The sequence below is a fragment of the Streptacidiphilus sp. PAMC 29251 genome, assembly GCF_054208735.2.
This window is the reverse complement of sequence record NZ_CM135725.2, coordinates 2,102,250-2,126,746: the sequence shown is the minus strand read 5'-3', so window position 1 is coordinate 2,126,746 and position 24,497 is coordinate 2,102,250. Positions and strand designations below refer to the sequence as shown.

Sequence of the window (24,497 nt, the reverse complement as noted above, 5' to 3'; positions counted from 1 at the left end):
CGGAGGTCGGCTCGATGTGTGCAGCCGAGCCTAGGGGGCGGCACTGACAGTCGGCATCCTTCTTCGGACGGGCGGCTGACGGTCCGTCGTCCTCCCCCGCAGGAGGGTGTCCCTTACATGTTCAGGGTCGGACGCGTGCCTCGTTCAGGTCGGCGCCCTGGCGATTTCCCGACGTTCCGCAACTCCACTCTTGACACCGACACGGCAAGGGACCACGATCCTCCCCAAGCTGTTAGGAAAGCTTCCTAACAGTCTTCCCCCACACCCCCACCGCACCGGTTCTGAAAGGTCGTCATGGCCAAGTCCTCCGCGCGCACCCTCGCCCTCGCAGCCACCGCACTCACCCCCGCACTGGTGCTGCTCGCCGGTGCGCTCCCGGCCCATGCCTCGGGTTCCTTCCCGACCCACTACTCGGCCCCCTACCTGGAGCTCTCCAGCAGCTCGGCCGGCGACATGGCCGCCGACCTGAAGGCCAGCGGCGACAAGTACTACACACTCGCGTTCCTCATCCCCAAGTCCGGCTGTACGCCGATGTGGGAGGACGGCAACGCCTCGCTGGGCTCGTTCACCTCGCAGGTGAACTCGCTGAAGTCGTCCGGCGGCAATGTCATCATCTCCTTCGGCGGCGCCGAGGGCGGCGAGCTGGCGCAGACCTGCACCTCGGTGACCAGCCTGACCGCCGCGTACGCCAATGTGGTGAAGACCTACGGCATCACCCGGCTGGACTTCGACATCGAGGGCAGCCCGCTGGACAACACCGCCTCGATCGCCCGCCGTGACTCGGCGCTGGCGGCGCTGCAGAAGTCCAACCCCTCGGTGCAGGTCGACTACACCCTGCCGGTCGACGCCACCGGCCTGGAGTCCAACGCGCTGAACCTGCTCAAGGACGCCAAGAGCAAGGGCGTCAACGTCAACCTGGTCAACATCATGACCATGGACTTCGGCGACGGCGAGAACGCGCTGAAGGACGCCGAGTCGGGCGCCACCGCCACCGAGAAGCAGCTGGCCTCGCTCTACGGCACCAGCGCCTCGGCGACCTGGAACAAGATCGGGCTGACCCCGATCGCCGGCCACAACGACGACAACGAGAACTTCACCCAGGCCAACGCCGCCACCCTGGAGACCTTCGCGGCCTCCAAGGGCGTTCAGGAGCTGGCGTTCTGGGAGGTCGACAGCTACGACAAGGCCACCAAGTACGCCTACTCCAAGGTGTTCAACAAGATCACCGGCTGATTGCGTGGACAGCCGTCGTTGATCCGTCCCAGATGCCGCCCAGTGCGGGTGCGAGACAGGAGCGGGCCGTGCTCTGGAGGGAGACGCGGTCCGCTCCGTCGTGTGCATCGGGGACCAGCCCGGCCGGCAGCAGGCCCAGCAGCGGGGCGCCGGCCACCAGTGGCAGGTCGTCGAGGTTGCAGCGGGCGGCCAGGTCCGGCGCGGCCGGCCAGGCGCCGATCACCAGGCCGAGCAGCGGGATCCCCCGACCGCGCAGCGCCTCCGCGGTCAGCTCGGTGCTGTTGAGCGTGCCGAGTCCCGGCTCGGTGACCAGCAGCACGGCCGACTCCAGCCCCAACTCCCGCAGCGCGGACGGGACATCGGCCAGGGTCGAGCCCAACTGGTCGTAGCGGACCAGCAGTCCGCCCGCCCCCTCCACCAGTACCAGGTCGTGGTCGGCGGCCAGCCGGGCGGCCTCCTCGGCGATCTGCTCCGGACCCACCGGCGGCAGCCCGCTGCGGGCGGCTGCGGTGGCCGGAGCCAACGGCTCTGGGTAGCGCGCGAGTTCACTGAGCGTCAGCTGACCCGGCGTCACCGGGCCGACCAGACGCGCCACTTCCTCGGCGTCGCCGGGCTCGCCCTCGGCCACCCCGGTCTGGGCGGGCTTGAGCACCGCCACCCGGCGGCCCTCGGCCAGGGCCAGGGCGGCCACGGCGGCGGTGACCACGGTCTTGCCGATCCCGGTTCCGGTGCCGGTCACCAGCATGATGGTCATGATCCGTCAGCCCTTCTCGGCGGCGGCCACGACCCCGGCGCAGAGCGCGGCCAGGTCGTCGTCGCCGGTCACATACGGCGGCATGGTGTAGACGAGGTCGCGGAACGGCCGCAGCCAGACGCCCGCGCGGGCGGCGGCCCTGGTCGCCGCGGCGACGTCCACCTCATGGTCCAACTGGACCACCCCGATGGCCCCTTGGACCCGCACCTCCAGCACCCCGGGCAGTTGGGCGGCCGGGGCGAGGCCGTGGCGCAGCCCGGAGCCGATCCGGTCCACGGTGCCCTTCCAGTCCCCGGCGAGCAGCAGGTCGATCGAGGCGTTGGCGACCGCGCAGGCCAGCGGATTGCCCATGAAGGTCGGCCCGTGCGCCAGCACCGGGACCTCGCCGCTGCTGATCCCGGTGGCCACCTCGGTGCTGCACAGGGTGGCGGCCAGGGTGAGATAGCCGCCGGTCAGCGCCTTGCCCACGCACATCACATCGGGGGAGACCCCGGCGTGGTCGGCTGCGAACAGCGCCCCGGTCCGGCCGAAGCCGGTGGCGATCTCGTCGAACACCAGCAGCACGCCGTGCTGGTCGCAGAGCTGCCGCAGCACCCGCAGCAGCGCGGGGGAGTGGAACCGCATCCCGCCGGCCCCCTGCACCACCGGTTCCACGATCACCGCGGCGGTCTCGGCCGCGTGGCGGGCCAACAGGCCGTCCAGCTGGGCGACATAGGCCGGATCCGGCTCGGTGTCGAAGCCGTCCGGGGGGGCGTCCGCGAAGATCTGCCGCGGCAGCACCCCGGTCCAGAGCTGGTGCATCCCGCCCTCGGGATCGCAGACCGACATCGGGTGGAAGGTGTCGCCGTGGTAGCCGCCGCGCCAGGTCAGCAGCCGCTGCTTGGCCGGGCGGCCGACCGAGCGCCAGTACTGCAGGCACATCTTCGCGGCGACCTCGACCGCGACCGAGCCCGAGTCGGCCAGGAACACATGCTGCAGCGGCTCCGGGGTGATCTCCACCAGCCGGGCCGCCAGCCGGACGGCCGGCTCATGGGTGAGGCCGCCGAACATCACATGGCTCATCCGGCCCAGCTGGTCCCGGACCGCCTGGTCCAGCACCGGGTGCTGGTAGCCGTGGATCGCGGACCACCAGGAGGACATGCCGTCGATCAGCTCGTCCCGTCCCTCGACCGGCTGGGCCAGCCGCAGCCGCACCCCGGACGCGGACTCCACCGGGTAGGGGGCGAGGCCGGCGGGCATCGACCCGTACGGGTGCCAGACATGGGCCCGGTCCAGCCGCAGCAGCTGGTCCGGGGTCACGCGTTCGGCGGGAGGTCGGTGCCCGTGCCCCGGCGGCGGACGGAGACCAGGTCCTGGCGGGAGGCCTGCTCCGGCAACGCGGTGTCGGTGGTGGTCCCGGCGTTGGTCCCGGCCGTGGCCCCGACGGAGGCCGCCGCGCGGTCCGCGGGCATGGTCTTCTCCTCGGTGCCCTCCACGACGAAGCCGGCGTCCGCGATCATGTCCAGGTCCGCCTGCCCGGTCTGGCCCTCGGTGGTGAGGTAGTCGCCCAGGAAGATCGAGTTCACCAGGTGCAGCGCCAGCGGCTGCATGCTGCGCAGGTGCACCTCGCGCCCGCCCGCGAGCCTGACCTCGATGTCCGGGCAGACGAAGCGGACCATCGCCAGGATCCGCAGGCAGCGCTGCGGGGTGAGGCTCCACTCCTTGGCCAGCGGGGTGCCCTCGATCGGGATCAGGAAGTTCACCGGCACCGAGTCCGGGTTCAGCGCGCGCAGCGCGAACACCACGTCCACCAGGTCGGCGTCGCTCTCGCCCATGCCCGCGATCAGGCCGGAGCAGGCGGACAGGCCCGCGGCCTGGGCCTGCTGCACGGTGTCGACCCGGTCCGCGTAGTCATGGGTGGAGCAGATGTCGCCGTAGGTGTCCTCGGAGGTGTTCAGGTTGTGGTTGTAGGCGTGCACCCCGGCCGCCTTCAGCCGGGTGGCCTGGCCGTCGGAGAGCAGGCCGAGGCAGGCGCAGATCTCCACGTCCTCGTTGTCGGCCTTGATCGCCGAGATGGTGTCGGCGACCCGGTCCACGTCGCGGTCGGTCGGCCCGCGGCCGCTGGCGACCAGGCAGACCCGCTTGGCGCCCCCGGCCACGCCGGCCTTCGCGGCGGCGGCGGCCTGGTCCGGCTTCAGCCAGGTGTACTTGAGGATCTCCGCCTTGGAGCCCAGCCGCTGCGAGCAGTAGGAGCAGTCCTCGGGGCAGAGCCCGCTCTTCAGGTTGACCAGGTAGTTGAGCTTCACCCGCCGCCCGAACCACTGGCGGCGGACACGGCCTGCGGCGGCGACCACGTCCAGCAGGTCCTCGTCCGAACCGGACAGGACGGCGAGAGCCTCCTCACGGGTCGGTAGTTCGCGGCGCAGGCCCTTGGCGACGAGGGTGTCGAGCAGATCCATGGTGACGATCCTGCCTTCCGACGGCACTCCGCCGCCACTGCCGAACCCGCCAGAAGATCGCTGCCGGGGGTTGCGCGGTTGTCACAGAAGTACCAAAGGGCCTGCCTGGAGCTTTGCCGACCGCGTTCGGGCGTCCCGGGGAGAGTGCTGGAGATCTCATGACACCCTCCTCGACTGCCCTCACAGCGGCACCCCATACACTCGTCGCCATGACCACGACGGGGGCGCAGCAGCGCGACGTTCAGCCGACCGGCCGACCGCGCCGACGGCTGCCCAGAACCCTCGCCCTGCTGGGTCTGCTCGCCACCGCCGCGGCCGGCGGCACCTGGGCCGAGGTGCACTTCGCCGGACGGATCCACCTGGACCGGCAGAGCTCGATAGACGGCGTGTCCCAGGACGGCGCCGGGGTGCAGAACGCGCTGGTCGGCGGTGCCGGGCAGACCCAGGTGGACGACATCCTCCCGGCCGCCGTGAGCTTCCCGGTCACGGTGACCAGCCCGACCGGCTTCCAGGGCCGCCGCTACGCGCTGGACGCGAAGGCGGCCGACTGCGGCCAGGTGTTCGCGGCCACCGCCCCGGCGACGGTGACGACCGGCTGCGCCGGCTATCTGACCGCCGACTACGTGGAGACGGACGACCACGCGATCTACTCCTCGGTCACGGTCCTCTACTACCCGGATCCGGCGACGGCCCAGCGGGTGGCGAAGGCGCTGAACCTGCCGCAGAGCGCGGTGGCGGACCTGCTGTTCCGCCAGCCGGGGGCAGGGCTGCCGGTGACCGCCGCGCAGCCTGCGGGGACGCAGGGTGCGGTCCCGAACCTCCAGAGCGGCGGCGGCGGCGTCGGCGGCCTGGGCACCGGCACCGCGCTCGGGTCGGGCACTCCGAGCGGGTCCAGCACTCCGACCGGGTCCGGCGGTCCGAGCGGGTCCGGCACCGCGAGCGGGGGTTCCAGCGCGACCGCGACCCCCTCGTCGACGACGCCCCCCGCCCCCGTGGTCCGCGACCCGGACAACGCGGCCACCAAGGTCCAGGTCGCCGCCGTGGGCCGGGCCGTCACCGTGGTCCAGTCCGCCTACGCCGACGGTCGGCCGGCGAGCCCGGAACTGGACACCCCCAGCTGGTACCTCTCCTACACGGTGGCCAACGCGCTCGCCTGGGAGCCGGACCAGCCCCCGGCCGGCTCCACCACCGCCCCGGTCCCGGCCCCGTAGGATCAGCGGCGTGGAGCCCGAACCGTACTGTGACACCGACCAGCCGTCCGTCCCCGCCGCGCCCGTGGCCGCGCCGGGGGCGCCGGTCGCCGACTGCGTCCGCTGCGGCGAACCCACCGAGCACCCGGCCGAGGTGAGCGGGGCGACGCTCTGCCCGCTGTGCGAGTGGCAGCAGGCGCAGCGCGGGGCGTGCTCGGGATGAGCGAGTACCTGGACGAGTACCGGGGCGAGTTCCGGGGCGAACGCCTGGAAGGGCAGCTCCCGGGCACCGCCGCGTCCCCCTTCGACTGGCTGGACGCCGCCGCCGACCGCCGCCGCAGCGCGGGCCTGGTCCGCACGCTGCGTCCGCGCCCGGCCGAGGAAGACCTGCTGAACCTGGCCGGGAACGACTACCTCGGCCTGGTCCGGCACCCCCGGGTGACCCGGGCCGCCGCCGACGCCGCGCTCCGCTGGGGCGGCGGCGCGACCGGATCACGCCTGGTCACCGGCAGTACCGAGCTGCACGCCGCGCTGGAGGCCGAGCTCGCCGCCTTCTGCGGGGCGGAGGCCGCGCTGGTCTTCTCCTCCGGCTACACCGCCAACCTGGCCGCGCTGACCGCCCTGGTGGACCCGGACCCGGCGGCCGACACGGTGATCGTCTCCGACGCGCTCAACCACGCCTCGCTGATCGACGGCTGCCGGCTGGCCAGGGCCAGGATCGCCCGGGTCGCGCACCGCTCCCCGGACGCGGTCAGGGCCGAGCTGGCCGCCCGTCCCGAGCGCCGCGCGCTGGTGGTCACCGACTCGGTCTTCTCGGTGGACGGCGACGCCGCCCGCTCGCCGCCCACGCCGCCGCCTGCCGCGACCACGGCGCGGCGCTGCTGGTCGACGACGCGCACGGGCTCGGGGTGCTCGGCCCCGGCGGCAGCGGCGCGCTCGCCGCGGCCGGTCTGGCCGGTGCACCGGACGTGGTGGCGACGGTCACCCTGTCCAAGTCGCTGGGCTCGCAGGGCGGGGCGGTGCTGGGACCGCGCCGGGTGATCGAGCACCTGGTGCAGGCCGCCCGCACCTTCATCTTCGACACCGGTCTGGCCCCGGCGGCGGTCGGCGCGGCGCTGGGCGCGCTGCGGCTGCTGCGGGAGGAACCGGAGCGCGCCGAGCGGGCCCGCCAGGTCGCCCGGGAGCTGTCGGCGCGGCTGGCCGCGGCCGGGCTCGACGTCTCGGTGCCGGACGCGGCCGTGGTGTCGGTCCGGGTGCAGAGCCCGGAGGCGGCCCTGGCCTGGGCCGCCGCCTGCCGCGAGCGCGGCTTGCTGGTCGGCTGCTTCCGCCCGCCGTCCGTGCCGGACCGCTGGTCCCGGCTGCGGCTGACCGCCCGGGCCGACCTGACCGGTGCTCAGATCGACCGGGCGGTTCAGCTGATCGTCGCCACCGCGCCCTGACCCGGTTCGGGCTGACTCAGTTCGGGCTGGTCCTGCTCAGGCTGGTCCGTTGTGGTCGCGCGGACCTGTCGCACCACCTCGGCCGCGTAGTGGGGGAGCAGCTCGCCCCGGCCGACCGGCGGCTCCAGGTCGAGGAGGGACCACGTAGGTCTCCGACTCGGACCGCGCCAGCACGTCCAGGGTCGTCGCAGGCCCCGGCAGCCAGAGGCCGTCCCCCTGCAACGCCGCCAGCTCTGAGTCGAGCGCGGTCCAACAGGCGCTGTTGGAGCGCTGCTCCGAACCGTGAGCGGTGCTCACAACGTGGCTCCTTCCTGGCCTGGGCGAAGCCTCGGTAGGGACCGTACCGCCCCCGGAGGCTCAGCGGACCCGGACCGTGAAGGTCGCGGTGTGCTCCTGGCCCTCGGTGCGGAACTGGACGAACACCCGCCAGTCGCCCGGCTCGGGGAAGGTGCCCCGGAAGGTGACCGAGGGGCCGCCGGTCGTTCCGATCGCCGGGGTGAGCGCGGTGAAGGGCGCCAGCGCGAGATCCCCGGCCCTGGCCGCGGTCAGCTGGGCGAAGGCGCCGTCCAGCGGCTCCAGCGAGCCGACCGGGACCTCCACCGTCCGCTGGTTGGGCGCCATCCCCTGCACGGTCGGCCTGGTCACGGTCAGCCGCAGCACGGCGGCCCGGCCCGCGACCGGACGCCCGCCGAGGTGCAGCGTCAGCCCGTCCACCGAGGCGGTCGCCGAGACCGGGTCGAGCGGGCTGGTCTCCGCGGTGCCGGGGACGGTCAGGGTGCGGCTCAGCAGCAGCCTCGGCGGGCGGCCGGACGGACCAGGGTTGCTGTTGGGCGTGAACGCCACAAAGATCCGCCACAGCCCCGGGTCCAGCTCGCCGAGCGACGCGCTCCACACCCCCTCGCCCAGATTGTCCGGGACGGTGCGCCGCAGCCCGGTGAGGTCGGAGCGGACGGCGTAGACCCGCGCGGTGTCGTCACCGCCCAGGAAGGAGCTCACCGCGCTGCCGTCCGGGGCGAGGACCTGGAACCGGTAGTCGATGGAGCGGACCGCCGTCGGCTCGGCGGTGGCGGAGACCAGCCAGTAGCCGTCCGCGGACGAGGCGAGGCCGGTGGCGGGGTTGACGCCGGGGCCGGACGCGGAGCCGAGCGCAGAGCCCGCCGCGGAGCCCGCCGCGGAGTCGGGGAGCACTGCGGCGGAGCTGGAGCTGGTGGCGGACGCTTGCGGGGGCGGCGCGTCCTGGGACCGGGTGGCGCCGGGCTGGGCGGCGCAGGCGGCGAGCAGCAGCAGCCCAGCGGCTGCGGTCACGGTGCGCGCGACGACGGGGGACCATCGATAGGCAGACATGCCCTGCCTAACGCGGCACCCCCCGCGACGGCACGGACCGCGAGCACCGGGCCTGCTCGGGGTGCAGGCGCGTCTGCCGCAGAGCACTGCTCCTGTCTGGGAGCACTGCACCTATCGCCGAGCACCATGCCTGCTTCGGAGCGCAGCTCCTGCCCGAGAGCACTGCTCCTGCCGCGGAGCACCGCTCCCGCGGCTGCGAGCGCCGCTCCCGCCCCTGCGGCGAGCACCGCGCCTGCCTCGGGTCCGACCCGGGATGATGGGATGGCCCCATGACTCAGAAGATCCGATGGGGCATCCTCGCCACCGGCGGCATCGCCGCCGACTTCACCCAGGACCTGCAGCTGCTGCCCGACGCGGAGGTCGTCGCCGTCGGCTCCCGCAGCCAGGAGTCCGCCCAGGCCTTCGCCGACCGCTTCGGCATCCCCCGGGCGCACGGCAGCTGGGCCGAGCTGGCCGCGGACGAGGGCGTCGACATCGTCTATGTGGCCACCCCGCACCACGCCCACTACGAGGCGACCGCGCTGTGCCTGGAGGCAGGCCGGGCGGTCCTCTGCGAGAAGCCGTTCACCCTCAACGCCGCCGACTCGCGCGCGCTGACCGTGCTGGCCCGCGAGCGCGGCACCTTCCTGATGGAGGGCATGTGGATGCGCTGCAACCCGGCCGTCAGGAAGATGCTCGACCTGGTCGCCGACGGCGCCATCGGCGAGGTCGGCACGGTGCACGCCGACTTCGCCTTCCCCGGCGACTTCGCCCCCACCCACCGGCTGCGCGACCCCGCACTCGGCGGGGGCGCGCTGCTGGATCTGGGGGTCTACCCGGTCTCTTTCGCCCATCTGCTGCTGGGCCGGCCCGACCGGGTCTCCGCGCTGGCCTCGCTGACCCCCGAGGGAGTCGACGCCAACACCGCGCTGCTGCTCGGCTACGACTCCGGCGCGCTGGCCACCCTCAGCTGCGGGATCACCTCGGCCACCCCGGCCCGCGCCTTCGTAGGCGGCTCCGAGGGACGGATCGAGGTGCCGCCGCTGTTCCTGCGCCCCGACTCCTTCACCCTCTACCGGGGCACCGGCGACGACGTGGAACCGGAGGTCTTCCGGATCCCCTACACCGGCGTCGGCTTTGTGCACGAGGCCGAGGAGGCCATGCGCTGCCTGCGCGAGGGCCTGGTCGAGAGCCCGCTGATGCGCTGGCAGGACACCGTCGAGGTGATGGAGATCCTGGACACCGCCAGGGCGCAGATCGGGGTGACCTACCCGGGGGAGTGAAGCCGGGCAGGGCGCAGTGGATCAGACCCGCCCGTAGTAGACCGACTTGGTCCAGATCTTCTCCAGCTTGACGTACGTGCCGGTGTGCGGCGCGTGCCAGATCTTGCCGCCGCCGGCGTAGATGCCGACGTGGTAGACCGAGCTGCCGGTGTGGAAGAACACCAGGTCACCAGGGCGAAGGCTGGCCTTGGAGATGTGGTGGACCTTGTTGTACTGGGCCTGCGCGGTACGCGGCAGGGTCTTGCCGGCCTTCTTGAACGAGTAGTACGTCAGCCCCGAGCAGTCGAAGCGGTTGGGCCCCGCCGACCCGTAGCTGTAGGGGTCGCCGTGCTTGGACGCCGCGATGCTCAGGGCCTTGGCCTCGATCGTCGCGGCGCTGGCCGGGCTGCTCGCCAGGAAGGTGCTGCCGGCCACTGCGGCCAGGGTGAGCGCGGAGGTGACTCCGGCGCGCCAGCGGCGGGTGTTGAACCGTGCCGGGCTGGTGGTTTCCTGCTTCAGGGCATGGGTGCTAACGGACGCAGTCATGCGTTTCCTTCCGGAACCGCCTACGAAAGGTCTCCCTGTCGGGTTCGGGCTCCGAAAGCTGCCCGGCCAGCGCTGTGGCTTCACCCCAAGGGACGGTCCAGCCGTCCCGGCTTGATTGGGTCTCCCGCTCTCGCCTGTCAGGTGTGTGTGCACCTGGCGCCCGACCGGTGGCGAGACTCGGCGTCCGGTCGGACCGCCCCGCCAGGGTGGCGAGGGCTTTTGCTGTTCGGCCGACAGTATTGCCAGTTTTTTATGGGATCTTCACGTCCCGAAGGCCTTTTGTGACTCTTGTCACCCTGAGATCACGATCGGGTAAAGAAGTGAATTGGCCCATTTCTCAAGGAGTTTGAGAAATTTCACATCCTTTACAGGAATACGTTCTGACCTGCGGCTTTACCTCCATCGCGGTCGGGCGCGCGCGGCGATCCTCGGCCAAATATGATGATCGACCATCACTCGAAAGAGTGATCATCAGCTAATGACGGAGTCTCATATTCCGCTGTGTCATGGACCGTTCCAGCAACCGGAATGTATTCCTCAGTTCGGCGTGTCGGGCGGTCCGGTCCGCTAACGTGTCGGCACACCCGCGGCACGACGGCGTGCCCGCGACCCCTCCCCAGGCTGTCGCGACCCCGGTCGCGAGCGTGGGACGGCCCCCGCACAGAGGTGCTCGCCAATGAGACTCACCCCGCACGAGCAGGAGCGCCTGCTCATCCATGTGGCCGCGGACGTTGCCAGGGCCCGCCGTGAACGCGGCCTGCGGCTGAACCACCCCGAGGCGGTGGCCCTGCTCACCGTCCACATCCTGGAGGGCGCCCGGGACGGACGTACCGTCGCCGAGCTGATGGCGTCCGGGCGCACGGTGCTGACCCGTGCCGACGTGATGGAGGGGATCCCGGAGATGATCCCCGACGTCCAGGTCGAAGCCACCTTCCCGGACGGCACCAAGCTGGTCACCGTCCACGAGCCGATCGCATGAGCGGCCCGCTCGTCCCCGGCGCCGCTGCCGCCGACGGCGCCCCCGCCGGTCCCGTCGTGCCCGCCCCGCTCGTGCCCGGCGAGATCCTGGTCGGAGCCGGCGACATCGGGCTGAACCTGGGCCGCCCGGTCACCGTGCTGGCCGTGGTCAATGCCGCCGACCGGCCGATCCAGGTCGGCTCGCACTACCACTTCGCCGAGGCCAACCCGGGTCTGGAGTTCGACCGGGCCGCCGCCCGCGGGCAGCGGCTCAACATCCCGGCCGGCACCGCCGTCCGCTTCGAGCCCGGCATCCCGGCCGAGGTCGAGCTGATCCCGCTGGGCGGCCGCCGCGAGGTGTTCGGCCTGCGCGGCGAGACGAAGGGAAGCCTCGATGCCTGAGCCCCGCGACCCCCAAGCCGCCCAAGCCCCGCGCCCCGCCCTCTCCCTCTCCCGGCGCCGCTACGCGGAGCTGTTCGGCCCCACCGCGGGGGACCGGATCCGGCTCGCCGACACCGACCTGCTGATCGAGGTCGAGCAGGACCTCAGCGCCGGCGGCGACGAGGCCGTGTTCGGCGGCGGCAAGGTCATCCGCGAGTCCATGGGCCAGTCCCGCGCCTCCCGGGCCGAGGGCACCCCGGACACGGTGATCACCGGCGCGGTGGTGCTGGACCACTGGGGGATCATCAAGGCCGACATCGGCATCCGTGACGGCCGGATCACCGCTCTCGGCAAGGCGGGCAACCCGGAGACCATGGACGGGGTCCACCCCGAGCTGGTGATCGGCCCGGAGACCGAGGTGATCGCGGGCAACGGCCGGATCCTCACCGCCGGGGCGGTCGACGCCCATGTCCACCTGATCTGCCCGCAGCTCTTCGAGGAGGCCCTCGCCTCCGGCGTCACCACCGTCCTCGGCGGCGGCACCGGACCGGCCGAGGGCACCAAGGCCACCACCATCACCCCGGCAGCTGGCACCTGGCCCGGATGTTCGCCGCGGCGGAGCAGTACCCGGTCAACTTCGGCCTGCTCGGCAAGGGCAACACCGTCAACACCGACTCGATGCGGGCCCAGCTCAGGGCCGGCGCCCTCGGCTTCAAGATCCACGAGGACTGGGGCTCCACCCCGGCCGCCATCGACGCCTGCCTCAATGTCTGCGAGGAGTCCGGCGCGCAGCTCGCGATCCACACCGACACCCTCAACGAGGCGGGATTCGTCGGCGACACCCTGGCCGCCATCGCCGGACGCGGCGTCCACGCGTACCACACCGAGGGCGCCGGCGGCGGGCACGCTCCCGACATCATCACCGTGGTCTCCGAGCTCAACATCCTGCCCAGCTCCACCAATCCGACCCGTCCGCACACCCGCAACACCGTGGACGAGCACCTGGACATGCTGATGGTCTGCCACCACCTCAGCCCCAATGTGCCGGAGGACCTGGCCTTCGCCGAGTCCAGGATCCGCCCCTCGACCATCGCCGCCGAGGACTTCCTGCACGACATGGGCGCCATCTCGATCATCAGCTCCGACGCCCAGGCGATGGGCCGGGTCGGCGAGGTGATCATGCGCACCTGGCAGACCGCGCATGTGATGAAGCGCCGCCGCGGCTCGCTCCCCGGCGACGGCCGGGCCGACAACCACCGAGCCCGTCGCTATGTCGCCAAATACACCATCAACCCGGCCGTGGCCCAGGGCCTGGACCGCGAGATCGGCTCGGTCGAGCCCGGCAAACTGGCCGACCTGGTTCTCTGGAACCCGGCGTTCTTCGGCGTCAAGCCGGATCTGGTGATCAAGGGCGGCCAGATCGCCTGGGCCCAGATGGGCGACGCCAACGCGTCCATCCCCACCCCCCAACCGGTGCTGCCCCGGCCGATGTTCGGCGCCATCGGCCGCGCCCCCTCCGCCAATTCCTTCAACTTCGTGACGCAGTCGGCGCTGGACGACGGCCTGCCCGAGCGCCTGGCAAGCGAGTTGGGCATCGGCAAGGCCTTCACCGCGATCGGCAACACCCGCGGGGTGACCAAGGACCATCTGCACGAGAACACCGCGCGCCCCCGGGTCACCGTCGAACCGGACACCTTCACCGTGCGTATCGACGGAGAGGTCGTCGAGCCCCAGCCCGCGACCGAACTCCCGATGGCCCAGCGCTACTTCCTGTTCTGAATCTTCTTCTCCCGATTCTCCCGAGGCAGCCATGAACCCCGCTCTGCTGGTCCTCGCCGACGGCCGCTTCCCGGCCGGTGGCCACGCCCACTCCGGTGGCGCCGAAGCCGCGGTGAAGGCGGGCCGGATCCATGACACCGCCACCCTGCAGGCGTTCTGCCTGGGCCGGCTGCACACCGCCGGACTCACCGCCGCCGCGCTCGCCGCGGCGGCGGCCGGCGGCCTCGACCCGCTGCTCGCGGACGCCGCCGCGGACGCCCGGATCCCCTCCCCGGCGCTCCGGGCCACCTCGCGACGGCTCGGCCGCCAGCTGATCCGGGCCGCCCGCACCATCTGGCCCGACCCCGCCCTGGAGCGACTCGCCGCAGCCCGCCCCCGCGGCGCCCACCAGCCCGTCGTCCTCGGCCTCACCGCGGCGGCCGCCGGACTCGTCCCCGCCGACGCGGCCTCGGCCGCCGCCTATGAGAGCGTCTCCGGACCGGTCACCGCCTGTGTGCGGTTGTTGGGACTCGACCCCTTCCAGGCCACCGCCGTCCTGGCCCGACTCGCCGAACCCCTCGCCGACGTCACCGCTCGCGCCGTGCGGGCCGCCGCCGAGGCCCACACCGCCGGCACCGACGCCCTGCCCGCCGCCTCCGCGCCGCTGCTCGACCTCTATGCCGAACAGCACGCGGCCTGGACCATGCGCCTCTTCGCCTCCTGACTCCCTCCCTCAAGGAGCCCCATGCACCGAGACCACGACCTCCCCGCCCCGCTGCCCGGCGCCGAGCCGATCGGCGCCGACGGCAACCGCCGCGCCCTGCGGATCGGCCTCGGCGGCCCGGTCGGCTCCGGCAAGACCGCCACCGTCGCCGCGCTCTGCCGGGTGCTGCGCGACGAGCTCTCCCTCGCCGTCGTCACCAATGACATCTACACCACCGAGGACGCCGAGTTCCTGCTGCGCAACGCCGTGCTGCCGCCCGAGCGGATCACCGCCGTGGAGACCGGCTGCTGCCCGCACACCGCGATCCGCGACGACATCTCCGCCAACCTGGAGGCGGTCGAGGATCTGGAGCAGGAGGTCGGACCGCTCGACCTGGTCCTGGTCGAGAGCGGCGGCGACAACCTCACCGCCACCTTCAGCAAGGGACTTGTCGACTTCCAGATCTTTGTCATCGACGTCTCCGGCGGCGACAAGATCCCCCGCAAGGGCGGCCCGGGCGTGTCCACCTCCGACCTGCTGGTAATCAACAAAACCGACCTCGCCCCGCTGGTCGGCGCCGACCTCGGGGTGATGGATCGCGACGCCAAGGCCCAGCGCGGCGAACTCCCGGTGGTCTTCTGCTCCCTCGCCACCGAGGGCGGCATCGCCCCGATCGCCAGCTGGGTCAGGGCCCGCCTGGTCGAATGGACGCAATGACCGCCGCGATGACCGCCAGGACGGACGGGATGACCGCCGCGACCGTCCAGGCGCTGGCCCGGATCACCGCCGCGCCCGACGGACGCGGCGGCACCGCGCTCCCCCTGCTCATCAGCGACGGCCCGCTCGCGCTGCGCCGCACCACCCACGCGGACCCGGCCGCCGCCCAGGTCACCGTGGTCGGTGCGATGGCCGCCCCGCTGGGCGGCGACCGGCTGCGGATCGAGGTCCACGTCAAGGCCGGCGCCCGGCTGCGGATCACCAGCGCCGCCGCCACCGTCAGCCTGCCCGGCCGGAACCCCGCCCCGGCGCACTACGACCTGGACTTCCAGGTCGACGACGGCGCGGCCCTCGAGTGGCTGCCGGAACCGGTCATCGCCGCCGCCGGCAGCGAGCTGCGGATGACCGTCCGGGTGCAACTCGCCGGCTCCGCCCGGCTGCTGCTGCGCGAGGAGCAGATCCTCGGCCGCCTCGCCGAGCCCCCGGGCCGGCTCACCAGTCGGCTGACGGTGCGTCACCGCGACACCGTCCTCCTCGACCAGCAGACCGACCTCGGCCCCGGCGCCCCCGGCTGGGACGGCCCTGCCGTCCTGGCCGGCCACCGCGCCCTCGGTCAACTCCTCTGCTGCGACCCGGTCCTGGCCGACAGCCCGCTCACCGCCGAACTCCTCGGCGACCCGCCCACTGAAGCAGCCCTGCTCCCGCTGAGCGACACCGCGTTCCTGATCACCGCCGCCGCCCCCGACGGGCTGCGCCTTCGCCGAGTGATTACGTCCGCAGGAGGGTTGCTGCGTCGGTGAGGTGACGGCGGACGACCTTGATGGAGCCCGGATCCCGCTCCGGCCTGTTGATCCAGGTCAGGGCTTGTTCAAGGAACCACGCGACGGCCCAAATGCGATGCCAGCCCAATGCCCAGTCCTCCGCAGGAAGGCCACCGCGGTGAACGAGCGCGTCGTGATGTCCGCCTGCGGCGATGTACGCCTCGATGAGTTCGCGTAGCGATGAGGGTCTCGGGGGCTGGTCTCTGGCGAGCCCTTTCCAGGAGGCGAGGTCGAGCAGGCCGGGACCGGTAAAGGTTCGGGCGAAATCGAGCAGTCTCCATCCGCTCGTGCCGATGTGCAGGCTGGCGGGCTCGAACTCGGAGTGCACCCAGCCGAAGGGCGCGATGGTAGCGCCCTGTGCCCGTGCCGCAGCCCCTCGCGCGATCACCTCCAAGAGGGTCTTCAGGTCTTTGCGTGCCCTCGGTCCAGCGTCCACTGTCGCGAAGGAGCTGAAGGTGGTGAAGCGCCTGAAGCGGCAGTTCCGACAGCGCTGGAGCGTCCAGGAGCGGGAGGGAACGAGTGACGGGGAGCCGATGGAGGAGGATGGCGGCGGTGACAGCTTCCGTGTCCTGTGCTTCGCGCAGTGGGTCGCCAAGGTCTTCCAAGACCATGGTGAGCAGGCCTTGGCGGGCGACGGACCCGATGACCCGTGGCACGGGGACTCCGTGCTGTGCGGCCATGCGGAGGGTCCGGTCCTCATGGGTGAGCGGCTCGGTGGTGTACTTGAAAATGGCGGTCTCGCCATTGGGGTAGGTGAGGCGCTCGACGCCCGACATGGCCCAGACCCGAAGTGGTCGGCGCTCTGGTTCCTTGCGTCCGATACTGCGGGTGATCTCGCCGAGCAGGTTGCTGATCAGAAGCGGGTTCATGGTCGGGCTCCAGCACGGGTCGGGTCAGACGTCGGTCCGTAGTGCGGGCGAGCGCCGGTAGTCCCTCCATGCGGCTGCTGAGGCGGTCATCCGCTGCTTCCACAGGGAGTGCGGCTCCTGTGCTTGGACTTCTTCCCACTGGAGGGCGTTGGCTTCGGCGAAGGCGGCCAGAACCTGCGGGAGAGCCGTCCTGAATCCGGGGACCTGGGCGGCCCACTGCTCGGCCTGTGTGGGGGTGTGTCCGGCGTCGATCAGGCGTACGACCCATACGGCGGGGTCGGCCCAGGCCGGGCCCCTGGTGGGCCATGCCCAGTCGATGAGGTGGCCGATGGAGTCGATCAGGATGTTATGGGGAGCCATATCCGTATGCAGGAGGGCATCGCCGGCGAACAGCTCCGGTGTGCTGGTGTAGGAGGTGTACCGGTCAGCCAGGCTGAGCAGCGGGATGTCCGGGCAGGGGGTGTCCGCAAGTTCCTTCAGCGTGGCGACGATCAGGGGAAGGTCGGAGCTGCCGGGTGCGTAGTCCGCGATGGATCCGTTGATCAGCTCGAAGCCGAGTAGGTCCCAGCCCCCGCCCTGGGTGTGCCACAGGAGCTTGGGGGCGGACGGAGGCAGGTGGGGGTTGACGGCGGCTTCACGGCGCTGGGTCTTGACCTGGCGGTGATCGGTCGGGATGCCCTTGATGAACACCGAGCCGGTGGCAGTGTGCGCCTTGACCGCGACGCCGGAGTTGGCCCCGGTGGCGACGTCGGCTGAGGTGAGGAAGGGACCAGTGTGCTCGTGCACTGCGGCGCGGGCACCGGCCGGAAGATCATGCCAGGCGAGACGGGACATCGACACGGTGGTACTCCAGACAGGGGTGCCAGGTCCGCCCCGGCCCGCCGCGCGGACCGGGGCGGCTTGCTTGCTAGTACGGCTGGGAATCGCTGGACGAGCAGGAGCACATGACGACCTCCAGGACGTCGTCCAGGTCGCCGACGAACACGATCTCCTCGTCCTCAAGGGGTCGCTCGGTGAGCGTAAGGGCTACGGGTACCGGCATGGGTTCACCTCCCTCCGTGCTGGCAGTAGGTGTTGAGCGGGGCCTTCGCCTCCTGGTAGAGCTTGGCCAGCGGCCGGCAGGTGAAGCAGGAGCCGGACAGCGTGCAGCCGGAGCAGCCACCGGTGCGAAGCTGGAGGGAGTCGGCGACGTCGCCGAGCTGACGCAGCCCGTCGACGCCGCTGGCGATGAGGTCGAACTGGGGGTCGCGACCGACCTTGCAGATGGAGGCTTTGCCCCAGGGGTCGCAGTGGAAGAAGGTGTGCCCGGCGTTGCAGCCCTGGAAGGGCTTGCGGGGCATGACGTAGTCGGCGGCCTGGGTGCCCATGCGTTCGCCGCCGCCCTCGATGGTCGGGCTCATGGTGGTGAAGACCTGGTGGGGGAAGCCGTAGCTGTCGGCCAGGTGCTGCATGGCGCGGATCTGGTGGGCGTTGCGCTCGGAGACGACGATGTTCAGCTTGAGGGACAGCCCGGATTCCCGTGACGCCTCCAGGCCCTTGATGAACCGGGCGAACGCGCCCCGGTTGCGGGTCATGCCGTCGTAGGCCTCGGCGCTGGCGCCGTAGACGCTGACCGCGATCAGGTAGGGCCGGTGCCGGGTGAACAGCTCCTGGATGCGGGGCTTGCTCAGCTGGCTGCCGTTGCTGGCGATCGAGAGCATGAGGCCGATCTCATTGGCGTACTGGTAGGCCGCGGGGAAGTCGCGGTCGATCAGCGGCTCGCCGCCGGTGATCTGCAGCCACAGCGCCCCGGAGTCGCGGACGACGTCCAGGAGCTTGACCTTGTCGGCCCAGGCGAGGCCCTCGAAGTTCTTCAGCCCCAGGTAGCAGTGCTCGCAGTCGTAGTCGCAGCCCTTGTTGATCTCCCACGACGCGCGGCCATAACCGAGCACGAACGGCGGGCGCACCAGGACTGCGTCAGCCAGCTGCCGCCCGTCCAGGTCGACTTCCCAGGCGATGCGGGCGGCGTCCGCCAGCCACGGCGGTACGGCCGACTCCGAGGAGGCGGTGAGGAGTTGCTGGTATCGGCCGGAGCCGACCCGGAGCCCCTGGGCGCGACCGGGGCGGAGGATCAGATGGCCGTCGAGGAACGGGGAGGCGATCAGCTCGTGCACGGGCGCTCCAGGTGGCATCGGGGAATGGAGGTCGGTACACGGGGCGGCCCCTGGCCAGGCTGTGGCCCGGCACGGGGCCGCCCCGTGTCTTCCGCTGAGAACGGCCGGTACGGGGTCGTCAGCGGGTGTGCCTTCTCCTGGACCGGTCCACGGGAGTCAGCCCGGAGAAGGGGAACGGGTCAGCCATCGGCCAGGGCTTCGGGCTGATTGTCGGGAACGCTCGCCGGCACCGGGCTGGAGGCGGCAGGCGAGCATGGGCACGGCTCACGGGCCACCAGGGCGAGGAGAGCCAGGAGTGCCACGCTCCCTGCCGTCCAGGCGACGCCTAACACGACGGTCAGCGGGTCGGGTCCGGCATGGCGGCCGCTCACCCCGGGCTTGCCCGTCCGGGTATCCGCCCCAGGTCCCGCGCCGCGCCAGGACCCTCAGAACGGTCGGGTCCTCGACGAGCCGCTCACGGCTGCTGCGCAGAGCGCGGACAATCAGCTGCCCGCCGCGCAGGTCGGTGACGACCAGCTGGCGACCCTCCAGATCCTGGACCAGATCCCCGATGGCCGGTGGGTCGGCGGTCGTCATTGAACGGCCTCCTTCGCGGGTCGGAGATCTTCCACGGTCGACTCCCATTCGCATCCGCCTGCGCGCGGTCGCAGCCAGACCCGGTGGCGGTCCTGGGGCTTGATGGGACCGGTGCCGTAGAGGGGGCCAACGTGCTGCACTTCCCCGACCTGTCCGCTGGCCTGATCCAGGGCCACCGCTCCCGGCCGGACCCAGCCAGGCCGCGGGCGTGTGCTCATGCTCGCCTGCCTTCGTCCTGCGAGCGCTGGGGCCGGGTGAAGGCGTCCCAGCGCTCGGTGCCCGCCTCGGCGTCGTTGGAGGGCATCCGATGCAAGGTGCGGCCACGGGTCCGGACGGGCAGAGGACAGGCACCACTGGATCTTTGCTGCTCTTCGGAGGTGGCCATGGAGGACTCCAACGGAATCGATGCGGAGAAGCGGGGATCACCGCGTTGAGTGAGCCGAGGTGACGGCCTGTCACTCAAGGAAACCGCCGTGAGCCGGGGATCGGCAGGAAGAAGCGACGGGGGCGCGATCGTGCCCGACAGGAAGTTTTGACCGGAGCATTACCGGTACTGGTGCGGGATTTCGGGCCCCGCAATACCGTGGCCGGATGGGGGACAACACCGTCCTGCGGGACCGCATCGTGCACCTGAGCCTGACCCGGACCGAACTCGCCCACCAGATGAACCTGGCCATCCAGGACCTGACGGGCCGGTACGGCACGGTCTCCGAGCGCACGATCCACGACCTGCTGACCCGCACACGTTGGCCGCACACCAAGCAACGGGCCGCGTTACGGGCAGTATTCGGATGTCCGGCCGAAGAACTCGGCTTCACCCCGCCGGGTAGCCACCACCCGCCAGCCCCCACGGAGAACGATGTGCTGCGGCGCACCTTCCTGACCGCCACGACCGGCACCGCGGTCGCGGCGGTCCCCCTCGTCTCGGCACCGCGCAGAATCGGGTCCGGAGACATCCAGCGGCTGCAGGCCCAGTTCGCCGGCATCATCGCCAGCGACCACCGCGACGGCGGCACGACCTCCATCGAGACCCAGGCCGTAGCCCTCGCCGACCAGGCCCTGGCCCTGCAGCAGCAGGGCACCGCCAGCCAGCGCATCCGCAGCGGCCTCTACGCCAGCGCCGCCTCCTTCACCTCCAGCGCCATGTGGGCGGCCATCGACGGCCGGAGGTTCGGCGCCGCCCAGCAGCACCTGGACCGCGCCTCCAGCCTCGCCGCCATGTCCGGCGACCCCAGCATCGCCTTCCGGATCTGGTCCCACGCCGGCACCCTCTACCGCCACCTCGGCCGCCCCGCCGACGGCCTCGCCGCCAACAACGTCGCCCGCAACAGCTCCATCAGCCGCCGCGACCCCCTCTTCGCCTCCCTCGGCCACGCCCGCCACGCAGCCATCCTCGGCCTCACCGGCGACACCGCCGCCGTCGAACGCGCCATCGCCCACGCCCAGGAAGCCCTGAACCGCGCCGACCCCGACGCCTACCGGCCCGTGTGGATAACCGCCTTCTACGACCAGGCCGAACTCGACAGCCTCGCCCTGGCCGCCTACCTCAGCCTCCACCAGTACGAACAGGCCGAGGCCCGCGCCCACCGCACCCTGTCCGTCCTACGCCCCCACCTGCAGCGAAGCCGCGCCATCGCCACCGCGCGCCTCGCCCACGCCCAGCTCGGCCAGGCCGACCTGGAACCGGCGATCACCACCGCCATGTCCATCCCCAACCAAGGACCAGCACGTCACCCACGCGTCACCGGCATGCTCCACGCCTTCGGCCGCCGCCTGCACACCATCGCCCCCGACAGCGCCCACACCCAACTGTGGGACCAGTACGCCCAGGACACCCGGAGGAACCCCGCATGAGCCAACCGGTCAACGTCGAACTGCGGCACTACACAGATCTCAGGCTGGTCCGCCAGGACATCATCGACGTATACGCCGACGCCCGCGCGCCGCTACTGCACTTGCCCCACTACGCCGTCGAACGCTTCGCCGAGCGTCTCGACCGGCACGCTGTCGAATCCGGCTGGGAAACCGTCATCGGCTACGACAGCGAACAGCCGGTGGGCTACGCCTACGTCAACACCCTTGTGGACAACGACCGCTGGTGGTCTCGAATGACCAGACCGTTGCCCGAGGCCTTCACTGAAGCCGCGACAGTCGCCCTCAAAGAGATCATGGTCCGCACATCCTGGCGCGGCACCGGCACAGCCCGCCGCATCCACGACGAACTCCTCGCCTACCGAACCGAGGACCGCGTCACCCTCTCCGTCAACCCACTGGCCGGCGATGGCAAGGTCCAAGACCTCTACGTGACCTGGGGGTACGAGGCATTCAACGAGCAACAGCCTTCGCCGGACTCACCCCTCCTCACCGCCATGATCCGCACCATCAAGCACAGCGACTGAACCAGGCCGACGCCTCCTCCAGCAATACAAGGCAGGATTCTTCTCCACTACCTACCCGGCCTCATCCAAGCCCCTATGGCACGCTGCTTCAGACATGAAGACCGAGGCGATCACCAGGCTGTACCGTCACTCAACGCTTGCCTGGAGTGGCTAGGCTCAGCCGAGGAGTGAATACTGGAGACGAGCCCATGATCGTTCGATGGCGCGATCCGCTGCCGAGACCGGCGCGTGAGGCTCATGTACTGCCATGTCGCAGCTCAGCTTTGCTGCGGCCAGCGGCCACGGCTCTGGAAGTACTCGAGAGCCGCAGGCGCCTCTGTGAACTCAAGCAGCCCACCTACCCTGTCTGCCAATAGCGCTCGAACCTCGGATGGCGTGGCGAAGAAAAACTCGCGCCGCTCGTTGACGAAGTTGACGCGTCGATCAGTGAACGCCTTATGGAGTTCAGCCTCCAACGTCACGGCGTCCTCGGAGAAGAAGAGGGCATGGACGTCGTATCGGAACGGCACTGAAGCGTCGCCGAGCTCCCGGACGCGATCCATCGGCTCAAGGCGGCGGGTCATGCCGATCTTGACAATATTTGGGCCAAAGGCTCCAATATTGGAGACTACATATACGTATCCGGCGCGAATGTTCGCAATTCGATAGTCATTGACTGCGATGGCCTCTTCGATCTCGGCGAGACGAAGAGAGAGTTCAGCGAAAGCGATGTGGTCACCTTTAGCGCGGAGGGATTCCAGGACACCGATGTAGTGCGCTCGTTCCTTCTCGAGCCGCTCCTTCTCGGCGGCCATCTCTCGCTCAGCCTCTCGCTGTTCGCGAAGAAGCTGGCGTTCCTGGCGGGCGTGTTCTCGCTCCTCCTGTACCTTCATCTGAAAGTCAGCAGTCAGCTCGAGCTCGGCGACTCGCAGATCGTGATACTCGGGATTGATCCGCAACTCCATGATCGCCCCCAGTTTCTCAATCGCAGTGACAGCTGACTCCAGACGCCGCTGCGCGGTGCGTATGTTCCCTGACCTCAGCGAGCGCACGCAGTTGTCGGCCTCCGCGTTGTAGGCCCGCAGCATCAGCTTGGAAAGATCAACGACAAGCTTCCGCCCTCGGGCAAGAGATCCGTCGAAGGTGAACATATCGGCAGCGAGGATCGCGCGGCTGCTCTTGATGACGTCGTCGATCCGACCTTCAATACTGCGGAGTTGCTCCTTGTAGGCCGCTGCGCTCTCAAGAGGATGGTGGTAGCGATAGATGCCGACGTCCTGCAAAGCGCGTTGGTCGCTGAGATCGATCACATCTGAGCCATTTTGCGCGGCGGCGAGCGCGGCTTCGAGGTTGGCGATATGGGCCAAAAGTGGCGCAGGGTCGATTCCATGGAACTGGGGCAACGGCGGGGGGCTGGCTGATGTCTGGCCCGGCCTTGTTTCCAACGCCCCCATCGCGGGGTTCACGGGATCCTCGGAGCTTGGCAAAGTACCCGACGGATTGAGTTCAGTATCCGATTCGGACTCGTTGTCGGGCACGAGGAGGTGCCAGCCAGATGGCGGGGTCGGCCAGGCCGGGTCGGGCTTCCATCCAGGCGGGGGTGTCCAGCCCTCGGGCGGTATGGGCCACCCCGGCGGTGGGTTGAACCGCATCGTCACTGCCCTCGAACGCGGATGCCGCGGCTGGTGTCTGCCGGAACCAAGTCGAATGGTGACTTCGACAGTGCGGCGCCTAGGTGCTGCAACGTGGCCTGGGGGACGACATTGGCCAGATCGAAAGTCTGGAAGGTCTCGCGATCCGCAGCGACCACGACAAGAGGAACAGTGGCCGGCAGGCCGGTGGCTGGGTCGATTGTGTTGATTCCGACTGTCAGCGCAATTGAGTGGACTTTGCCGGCGCGGTCGGCCTCGAATACTTCATGCAGACTGCGAACTCCGACCTGCCAGACCGCATTCGCGTACCGCTCCTTCTTTTCGCGAACAGGCAGCGCAGTTGGGGCAATTTCATCCTTTGCCTTCACGTATCGATACCCCTTCACTGAAGCTACGGCTGAGGGCTCCGGAACGCTGACCTTAAGCGTCAGCTCGCGGGATCCGAGATTGAACGCATGGTCGTGCTCAACTGGGAAGACCTCGGGGTAGACCGAGTTGGACAGGACGATGCCGACGTACTCCTCGATCGCGGACTCGACATCGAAGGCAAGGTCGTTGATGAGCTTGGCGAGCCTGGCGTTGTGCGCTGAAGCATCGGCCTCGCGCTCTTCGCACTCCCGTCCGTACTTCTTCTCGGCGGCAGCAAGTTCCGTCATCCGCCCGGATTCTTCCTTCTCGCGCCTGGCCACTTCCTTGACGTACCGGTTGTAGAGATGCTCTCGGGCGCGACTCCAGTGGCCATGCGCGTTCGAAAAGTCGGCCCGGGCTCCGTCGATAGCCTGCTGGTGCCGTTTCTTGCCGCCAAGCATGCCCGACAGCCCGCTGGGTGCAGCTGGCTCCTGGTACACGGGCTCAGGCGGGTAGCCCGGCTCCGGAACCCTGCGCGCAGGAATGGCCAGGCCACCGGGGTTGAACGAAGGATGCTTCACCGCCGATATCTTCAATGATTCGAGATCGACGTAGTCGTCTGTCTCCAAGGTCCACGCGAGCAGCCCGTCGATCTGTGCAAGATCGCCGGCCAGATCGGTGTTCATCGACTCGACCTCGGCAAGCCTGGACTCCAGGTGTAGTCGCGCCGCGTCTCGCTCCGCAGCCTTCCTGTCTGCGGCAGAGGCTCTATCCACCGCCGCTCGCGCGCGCAGGTAGTCTTTCGCGGCTCGATCGGCCTGGCGCTGCGCCGCAAGGTGAGCACGCTGAGCGACAGCCTGCTGCTGACGTTGGCGCTTCTCCGTTTGCTGTGCCTGATAGTTGAGCTCCGCGAAGAAGCCGCGACGTTTGCCCATGACGTCCCTCACAAGACTGGTAGCGAGGATCAATCCCTCGGTGTTTCACCGTATCGATGATCAC

General features: G+C 70.4%; 21 protein-coding genes and 3 pseudogenes. 13 read left to right on the top strand and 11 right to left on the bottom strand.

What is annotated here, in order from left to right; genetic code table 11:
* Positions 1–294 precede the first annotated feature (294 nt).
* A complete protein-coding gene (locus ACXKR8_RS10050; protein ID WP_458272558.1) occupies positions 295–1,233 on the top strand; it encodes a glycosyl hydrolase family 18 protein in 939 nt (312 codons plus the stop codon).
* Here the strand turns inward: ACXKR8_RS10050 and bioD are convergent.
* From bioD to bioB, 3 genes are read right to left on the bottom strand one after another with little or no spacing between them, the layout of a single operon-like run.
* Positions 1,223–1,987, bottom strand: coding sequence for a dethiobiotin synthase (gene bioD / locus ACXKR8_RS10045; RefSeq protein WP_458272557.1), 765 nt, complete (start codon positions 1,985–1,987; stop codon positions 1,223–1,225). The two genes, ACXKR8_RS10050 and bioD, sit on opposite strands and share 11 nt — an antisense overlap.
* Before the next feature lie 6 nt (positions 1,988–1,993).
* Positions 1,994–3,286, bottom strand: a complete 1,293-nt coding sequence (locus ACXKR8_RS10040) for an adenosylmethionine--8-amino-7-oxononanoate transaminase (protein WP_458272556.1) — start codon at positions 3,284–3,286, stop codon at positions 1,994–1,996.
* Entirely contained in the window at positions 3,283–4,425 is a 1,143-nt protein-coding gene (gene bioB, locus ACXKR8_RS10035) for a biotin synthase BioB (RefSeq protein WP_458272555.1), read from the bottom strand. Before bioB ends, ACXKR8_RS10040 begins: the two co-directional genes overlap by 4 nt.
* Before the next feature lie 209 nt (positions 4,426–4,634).
* Between bioB and ACXKR8_RS10030 the strand changes: the two genes are divergently transcribed.
* The 3 genes and pseudogenes from ACXKR8_RS10030 to ACXKR8_RS10020 all read left to right on the top strand — a co-directional run bounded on the left by ACXKR8_RS10030 (position 4,635) and on the right by ACXKR8_RS10020 (position 7,054).
* On the top strand, positions 4,635–5,636 hold the full coding sequence (locus tag ACXKR8_RS10030; RefSeq protein ID WP_458272554.1) for a hypothetical protein: 1,002 nt from the start codon (positions 4,635–4,637) through the stop codon (positions 5,634–5,636).
* Positions 5,637–5,646: 10 nt separating this feature from the next.
* Positions 5,647–5,838: a hypothetical protein gene (locus ACXKR8_RS10025; protein ID WP_458272553.1), complete on the top strand. Its 192-nt coding sequence runs from the start codon at positions 5,647–5,649 to the stop codon at positions 5,836–5,838.
* Positions 5,835–7,054, top strand: a pseudogene (locus ACXKR8_RS10020) (8-amino-7-oxononanoate synthase). Before ACXKR8_RS10025 ends, ACXKR8_RS10020 begins: the two are co-directional and overlap by 4 nt.
* A 357-nt stretch (positions 7,055–7,411) precedes the next feature.
* Here ACXKR8_RS10020 and ACXKR8_RS10015 read toward each other — a convergent pair.
* Complete coding sequence (locus tag ACXKR8_RS10015; protein WP_458272551.1) at positions 7,412–8,359, bottom strand: hypothetical protein; 948 nt, start codon at positions 8,357–8,359, stop codon at positions 7,412–7,414.
* A 308-nt stretch (positions 8,360–8,667) separates the two neighbouring features.
* Here ACXKR8_RS10015 and ACXKR8_RS10010 point away from each other — a divergent pair, with 308 nt between their 5' ends.
* Positions 8,668–9,660, top strand: a complete 993-nt coding sequence (locus tag ACXKR8_RS10010) for a Gfo/Idh/MocA family protein (protein ID WP_458272550.1) — start codon at positions 8,668–8,670, stop codon at positions 9,658–9,660.
* A gap of 21 nt (positions 9,661–9,681) precedes the next feature.
* Here ACXKR8_RS10010 and ACXKR8_RS10005 read toward each other — a convergent pair whose 3' ends face one another.
* Positions 9,682–10,185, bottom strand: a complete 504-nt coding sequence (locus ACXKR8_RS10005; protein WP_458272549.1) for a C40 family peptidase — start codon at positions 10,183–10,185, stop codon at positions 9,682–9,684.
* 676 nt (positions 10,186–10,861) lie between these two features.
* On the opposite strand from ACXKR8_RS10005, the gene ACXKR8_RS10000 reads away from it, so the two are divergent.
* From ACXKR8_RS10000 to ACXKR8_RS09975, 6 genes and pseudogenes are all read left to right on the top strand, one after another.
* A complete protein-coding gene (locus ACXKR8_RS10000) occupies positions 10,862–11,164 on the top strand; it encodes an urease subunit gamma (RefSeq protein ID WP_380510090.1) in 303 nt (100 codons plus the stop codon).
* Positions 11,161–11,544, top strand: a complete 384-nt coding sequence (locus tag ACXKR8_RS09995) for an urease subunit beta (RefSeq protein WP_458272548.1) — start codon at positions 11,161–11,163, stop codon at positions 11,542–11,544. Before ACXKR8_RS10000 ends, ACXKR8_RS09995 begins: the two co-directional genes overlap by 4 nt.
* Positions 11,537–13,302 (top strand): annotated as a pseudogene (locus ACXKR8_RS09990) (urease subunit alpha). The gene ACXKR8_RS09995 and the pseudogene ACXKR8_RS09990 overlap by 8 nt, the downstream one beginning before the upstream one ends.
* A gap of 31 nt (positions 13,303–13,333) precedes the next feature.
* Positions 13,334–14,005 (top strand): urease accessory protein UreF, encoded by a 672-nt coding sequence (locus ACXKR8_RS09985; protein WP_458272546.1) that lies wholly within the window; start codon positions 13,334–13,336, stop codon positions 14,003–14,005.
* A 21-nt stretch (positions 14,006–14,026) separates the two neighbouring features.
* Positions 14,027–14,701, top strand: a complete 675-nt coding sequence (ureG, locus tag ACXKR8_RS09980) for an urease accessory protein UreG (RefSeq protein ID WP_458272545.1) — start codon at positions 14,027–14,029, stop codon at positions 14,699–14,701.
* Positions 14,698–15,501 (top strand): urease accessory protein UreD, encoded by an 804-nt coding sequence (locus ACXKR8_RS09975; RefSeq protein ID WP_458272544.1) that lies wholly within the window; start codon positions 14,698–14,700, stop codon positions 15,499–15,501. The genes ureG and ACXKR8_RS09975 overlap by 4 nt, the downstream gene beginning before the upstream one ends.
* Here ACXKR8_RS09975 and ACXKR8_RS09970 read toward each other — a convergent pair.
* The 4 genes and pseudogenes from ACXKR8_RS09970 to ACXKR8_RS09955 form a co-directional block, all read right to left on the bottom strand.
* Positions 15,470–16,391 (bottom strand): annotated as a pseudogene (locus tag ACXKR8_RS09970) (aminoglycoside phosphotransferase family protein). The gene ACXKR8_RS09975 and the pseudogene ACXKR8_RS09970 overlap by 32 nt on opposite strands.
* Before the next feature lie 24 nt (positions 16,392–16,415).
* Positions 16,416–17,225 (bottom strand): aminoglycoside phosphotransferase, encoded by an 810-nt coding sequence (locus tag ACXKR8_RS09965; protein ID WP_458272543.1) that lies wholly within the window; start codon positions 17,223–17,225, stop codon positions 16,416–16,418.
* A 73-nt stretch (positions 17,226–17,298) separates the two neighbouring features.
* Positions 17,299–17,433, bottom strand: a complete 135-nt coding sequence (locus ACXKR8_RS09960; protein WP_380536999.1) for a hypothetical protein — start codon at positions 17,431–17,433, stop codon at positions 17,299–17,301.
* Between the two features lie 4 nt (positions 17,434–17,437).
* Positions 17,438–18,544 (bottom strand): radical SAM protein, encoded by a 1,107-nt coding sequence (locus tag ACXKR8_RS09955; protein ID WP_458272542.1) that lies wholly within the window; start codon positions 18,542–18,544, stop codon positions 17,438–17,440.
* Positions 18,545–19,711: 1,167 nt separating this feature from the next.
* Here ACXKR8_RS09955 and ACXKR8_RS09950 point away from each other — a divergent pair.
* The gene (locus ACXKR8_RS09950; RefSeq protein WP_458272541.1) at positions 19,712–20,974 is read left to right on the top strand and encodes an XRE family transcriptional regulator; all 1,263 of its coding nucleotides are present in this window, start codon (positions 19,712–19,714) and stop codon (positions 20,972–20,974) included.
* The gene (locus tag ACXKR8_RS09945; RefSeq protein WP_458272540.1) at positions 20,971–21,519 is read left to right on the top strand and encodes a GNAT family N-acetyltransferase; all 549 of its coding nucleotides are present in this window, start codon (positions 20,971–20,973) and stop codon (positions 21,517–21,519) included. Before ACXKR8_RS09950 ends, ACXKR8_RS09945 begins: the two co-directional genes overlap by 4 nt.
* A 257-nt stretch (positions 21,520–21,776) precedes the next feature.
* On the opposite strand, the gene ACXKR8_RS09940 is transcribed toward ACXKR8_RS09945, so the two are convergent.
* Both ACXKR8_RS09940 and ACXKR8_RS09935 read right to left on the bottom strand, forming a co-directional pair.
* Complete coding sequence (locus ACXKR8_RS09940) at positions 21,777–23,036, bottom strand: DUF4041 domain-containing protein (RefSeq protein ID WP_458272539.1); 1,260 nt, start codon at positions 23,034–23,036, stop codon at positions 21,777–21,779.
* A gap of 116 nt (positions 23,037–23,152) precedes the next feature.
* Complete coding sequence (locus ACXKR8_RS09935) at positions 23,153–24,433, bottom strand: hypothetical protein (RefSeq protein ID WP_458272538.1); 1,281 nt, start codon at positions 24,431–24,433, stop codon at positions 23,153–23,155.
* Between the last annotated feature and the right edge of the window lie 64 nt (positions 24,434–24,497).

Coding starts and splice junctions, on each gene's coding strand:
- ACXKR8_RS10050 (WP_458272558.1), top strand. CDS start 295: ATGGCCAAGTCCTCCGCGCGCACCCTCGCCCTCGCAGCCACCGCACTC.
- bioD (WP_458272557.1), bottom strand. CDS start 1,987: ATGACCATCATGCTGGTGACCGGCACCGGAACCGGGATCGGCAAGACC.
- bioB (WP_458272555.1), bottom strand. CDS start 4,425: ATGGATCTGCTCGACACCCTCGTCGCCAAGGGCCTGCGCCGCGAACTA.
- ACXKR8_RS10030 (WP_458272554.1), top strand. CDS start 4,635: ATGACCACGACGGGGGCGCAGCAGCGCGACGTTCAGCCGACCGGCCGA.
- ACXKR8_RS10010 (WP_458272550.1), top strand. CDS start 8,668: ATGACTCAGAAGATCCGATGGGGCATCCTCGCCACCGGCGGCATCGCC.
- ACXKR8_RS10005 (WP_458272549.1), bottom strand. CDS start 10,185: ATGACTGCGTCCGTTAGCACCCATGCCCTGAAGCAGGAAACCACCAGC.
- ACXKR8_RS10000 (WP_380510090.1), top strand. CDS start 10,862: ATGAGACTCACCCCGCACGAGCAGGAGCGCCTGCTCATCCATGTGGCC.
- ACXKR8_RS09995 (WP_458272548.1), top strand. CDS start 11,161: ATGAGCGGCCCGCTCGTCCCCGGCGCCGCTGCCGCCGACGGCGCCCCC.
- ACXKR8_RS09985 (WP_458272546.1), top strand. CDS start 13,334: ATGAACCCCGCTCTGCTGGTCCTCGCCGACGGCCGCTTCCCGGCCGGT.
- ureG (WP_458272545.1), top strand. CDS start 14,027: ATGCACCGAGACCACGACCTCCCCGCCCCGCTGCCCGGCGCCGAGCCG.
- ACXKR8_RS09975 (WP_458272544.1), top strand. CDS start 14,698: ATGACCGCCGCGATGACCGCCAGGACGGACGGGATGACCGCCGCGACC.
- ACXKR8_RS09965 (WP_458272543.1), bottom strand. CDS start 17,225: ATGTCCCGTCTCGCCTGGCATGATCTTCCGGCCGGTGCCCGCGCCGCA.
- ACXKR8_RS09960 (WP_380536999.1), bottom strand. CDS start 17,433: ATGCCGGTACCCGTAGCCCTTACGCTCACCGAGCGACCCCTTGAGGAC.
- ACXKR8_RS09950 (WP_458272541.1), top strand. CDS start 19,712: ATGGGGGACAACACCGTCCTGCGGGACCGCATCGTGCACCTGAGCCTG.
- ACXKR8_RS09945 (WP_458272540.1), top strand. CDS start 20,971: ATGAGCCAACCGGTCAACGTCGAACTGCGGCACTACACAGATCTCAGG.
- ACXKR8_RS09935 (WP_458272538.1), bottom strand. CDS start 24,433: ATGGGCAAACGTCGCGGCTTCTTCGCGGAGCTCAACTATCAGGCACAG.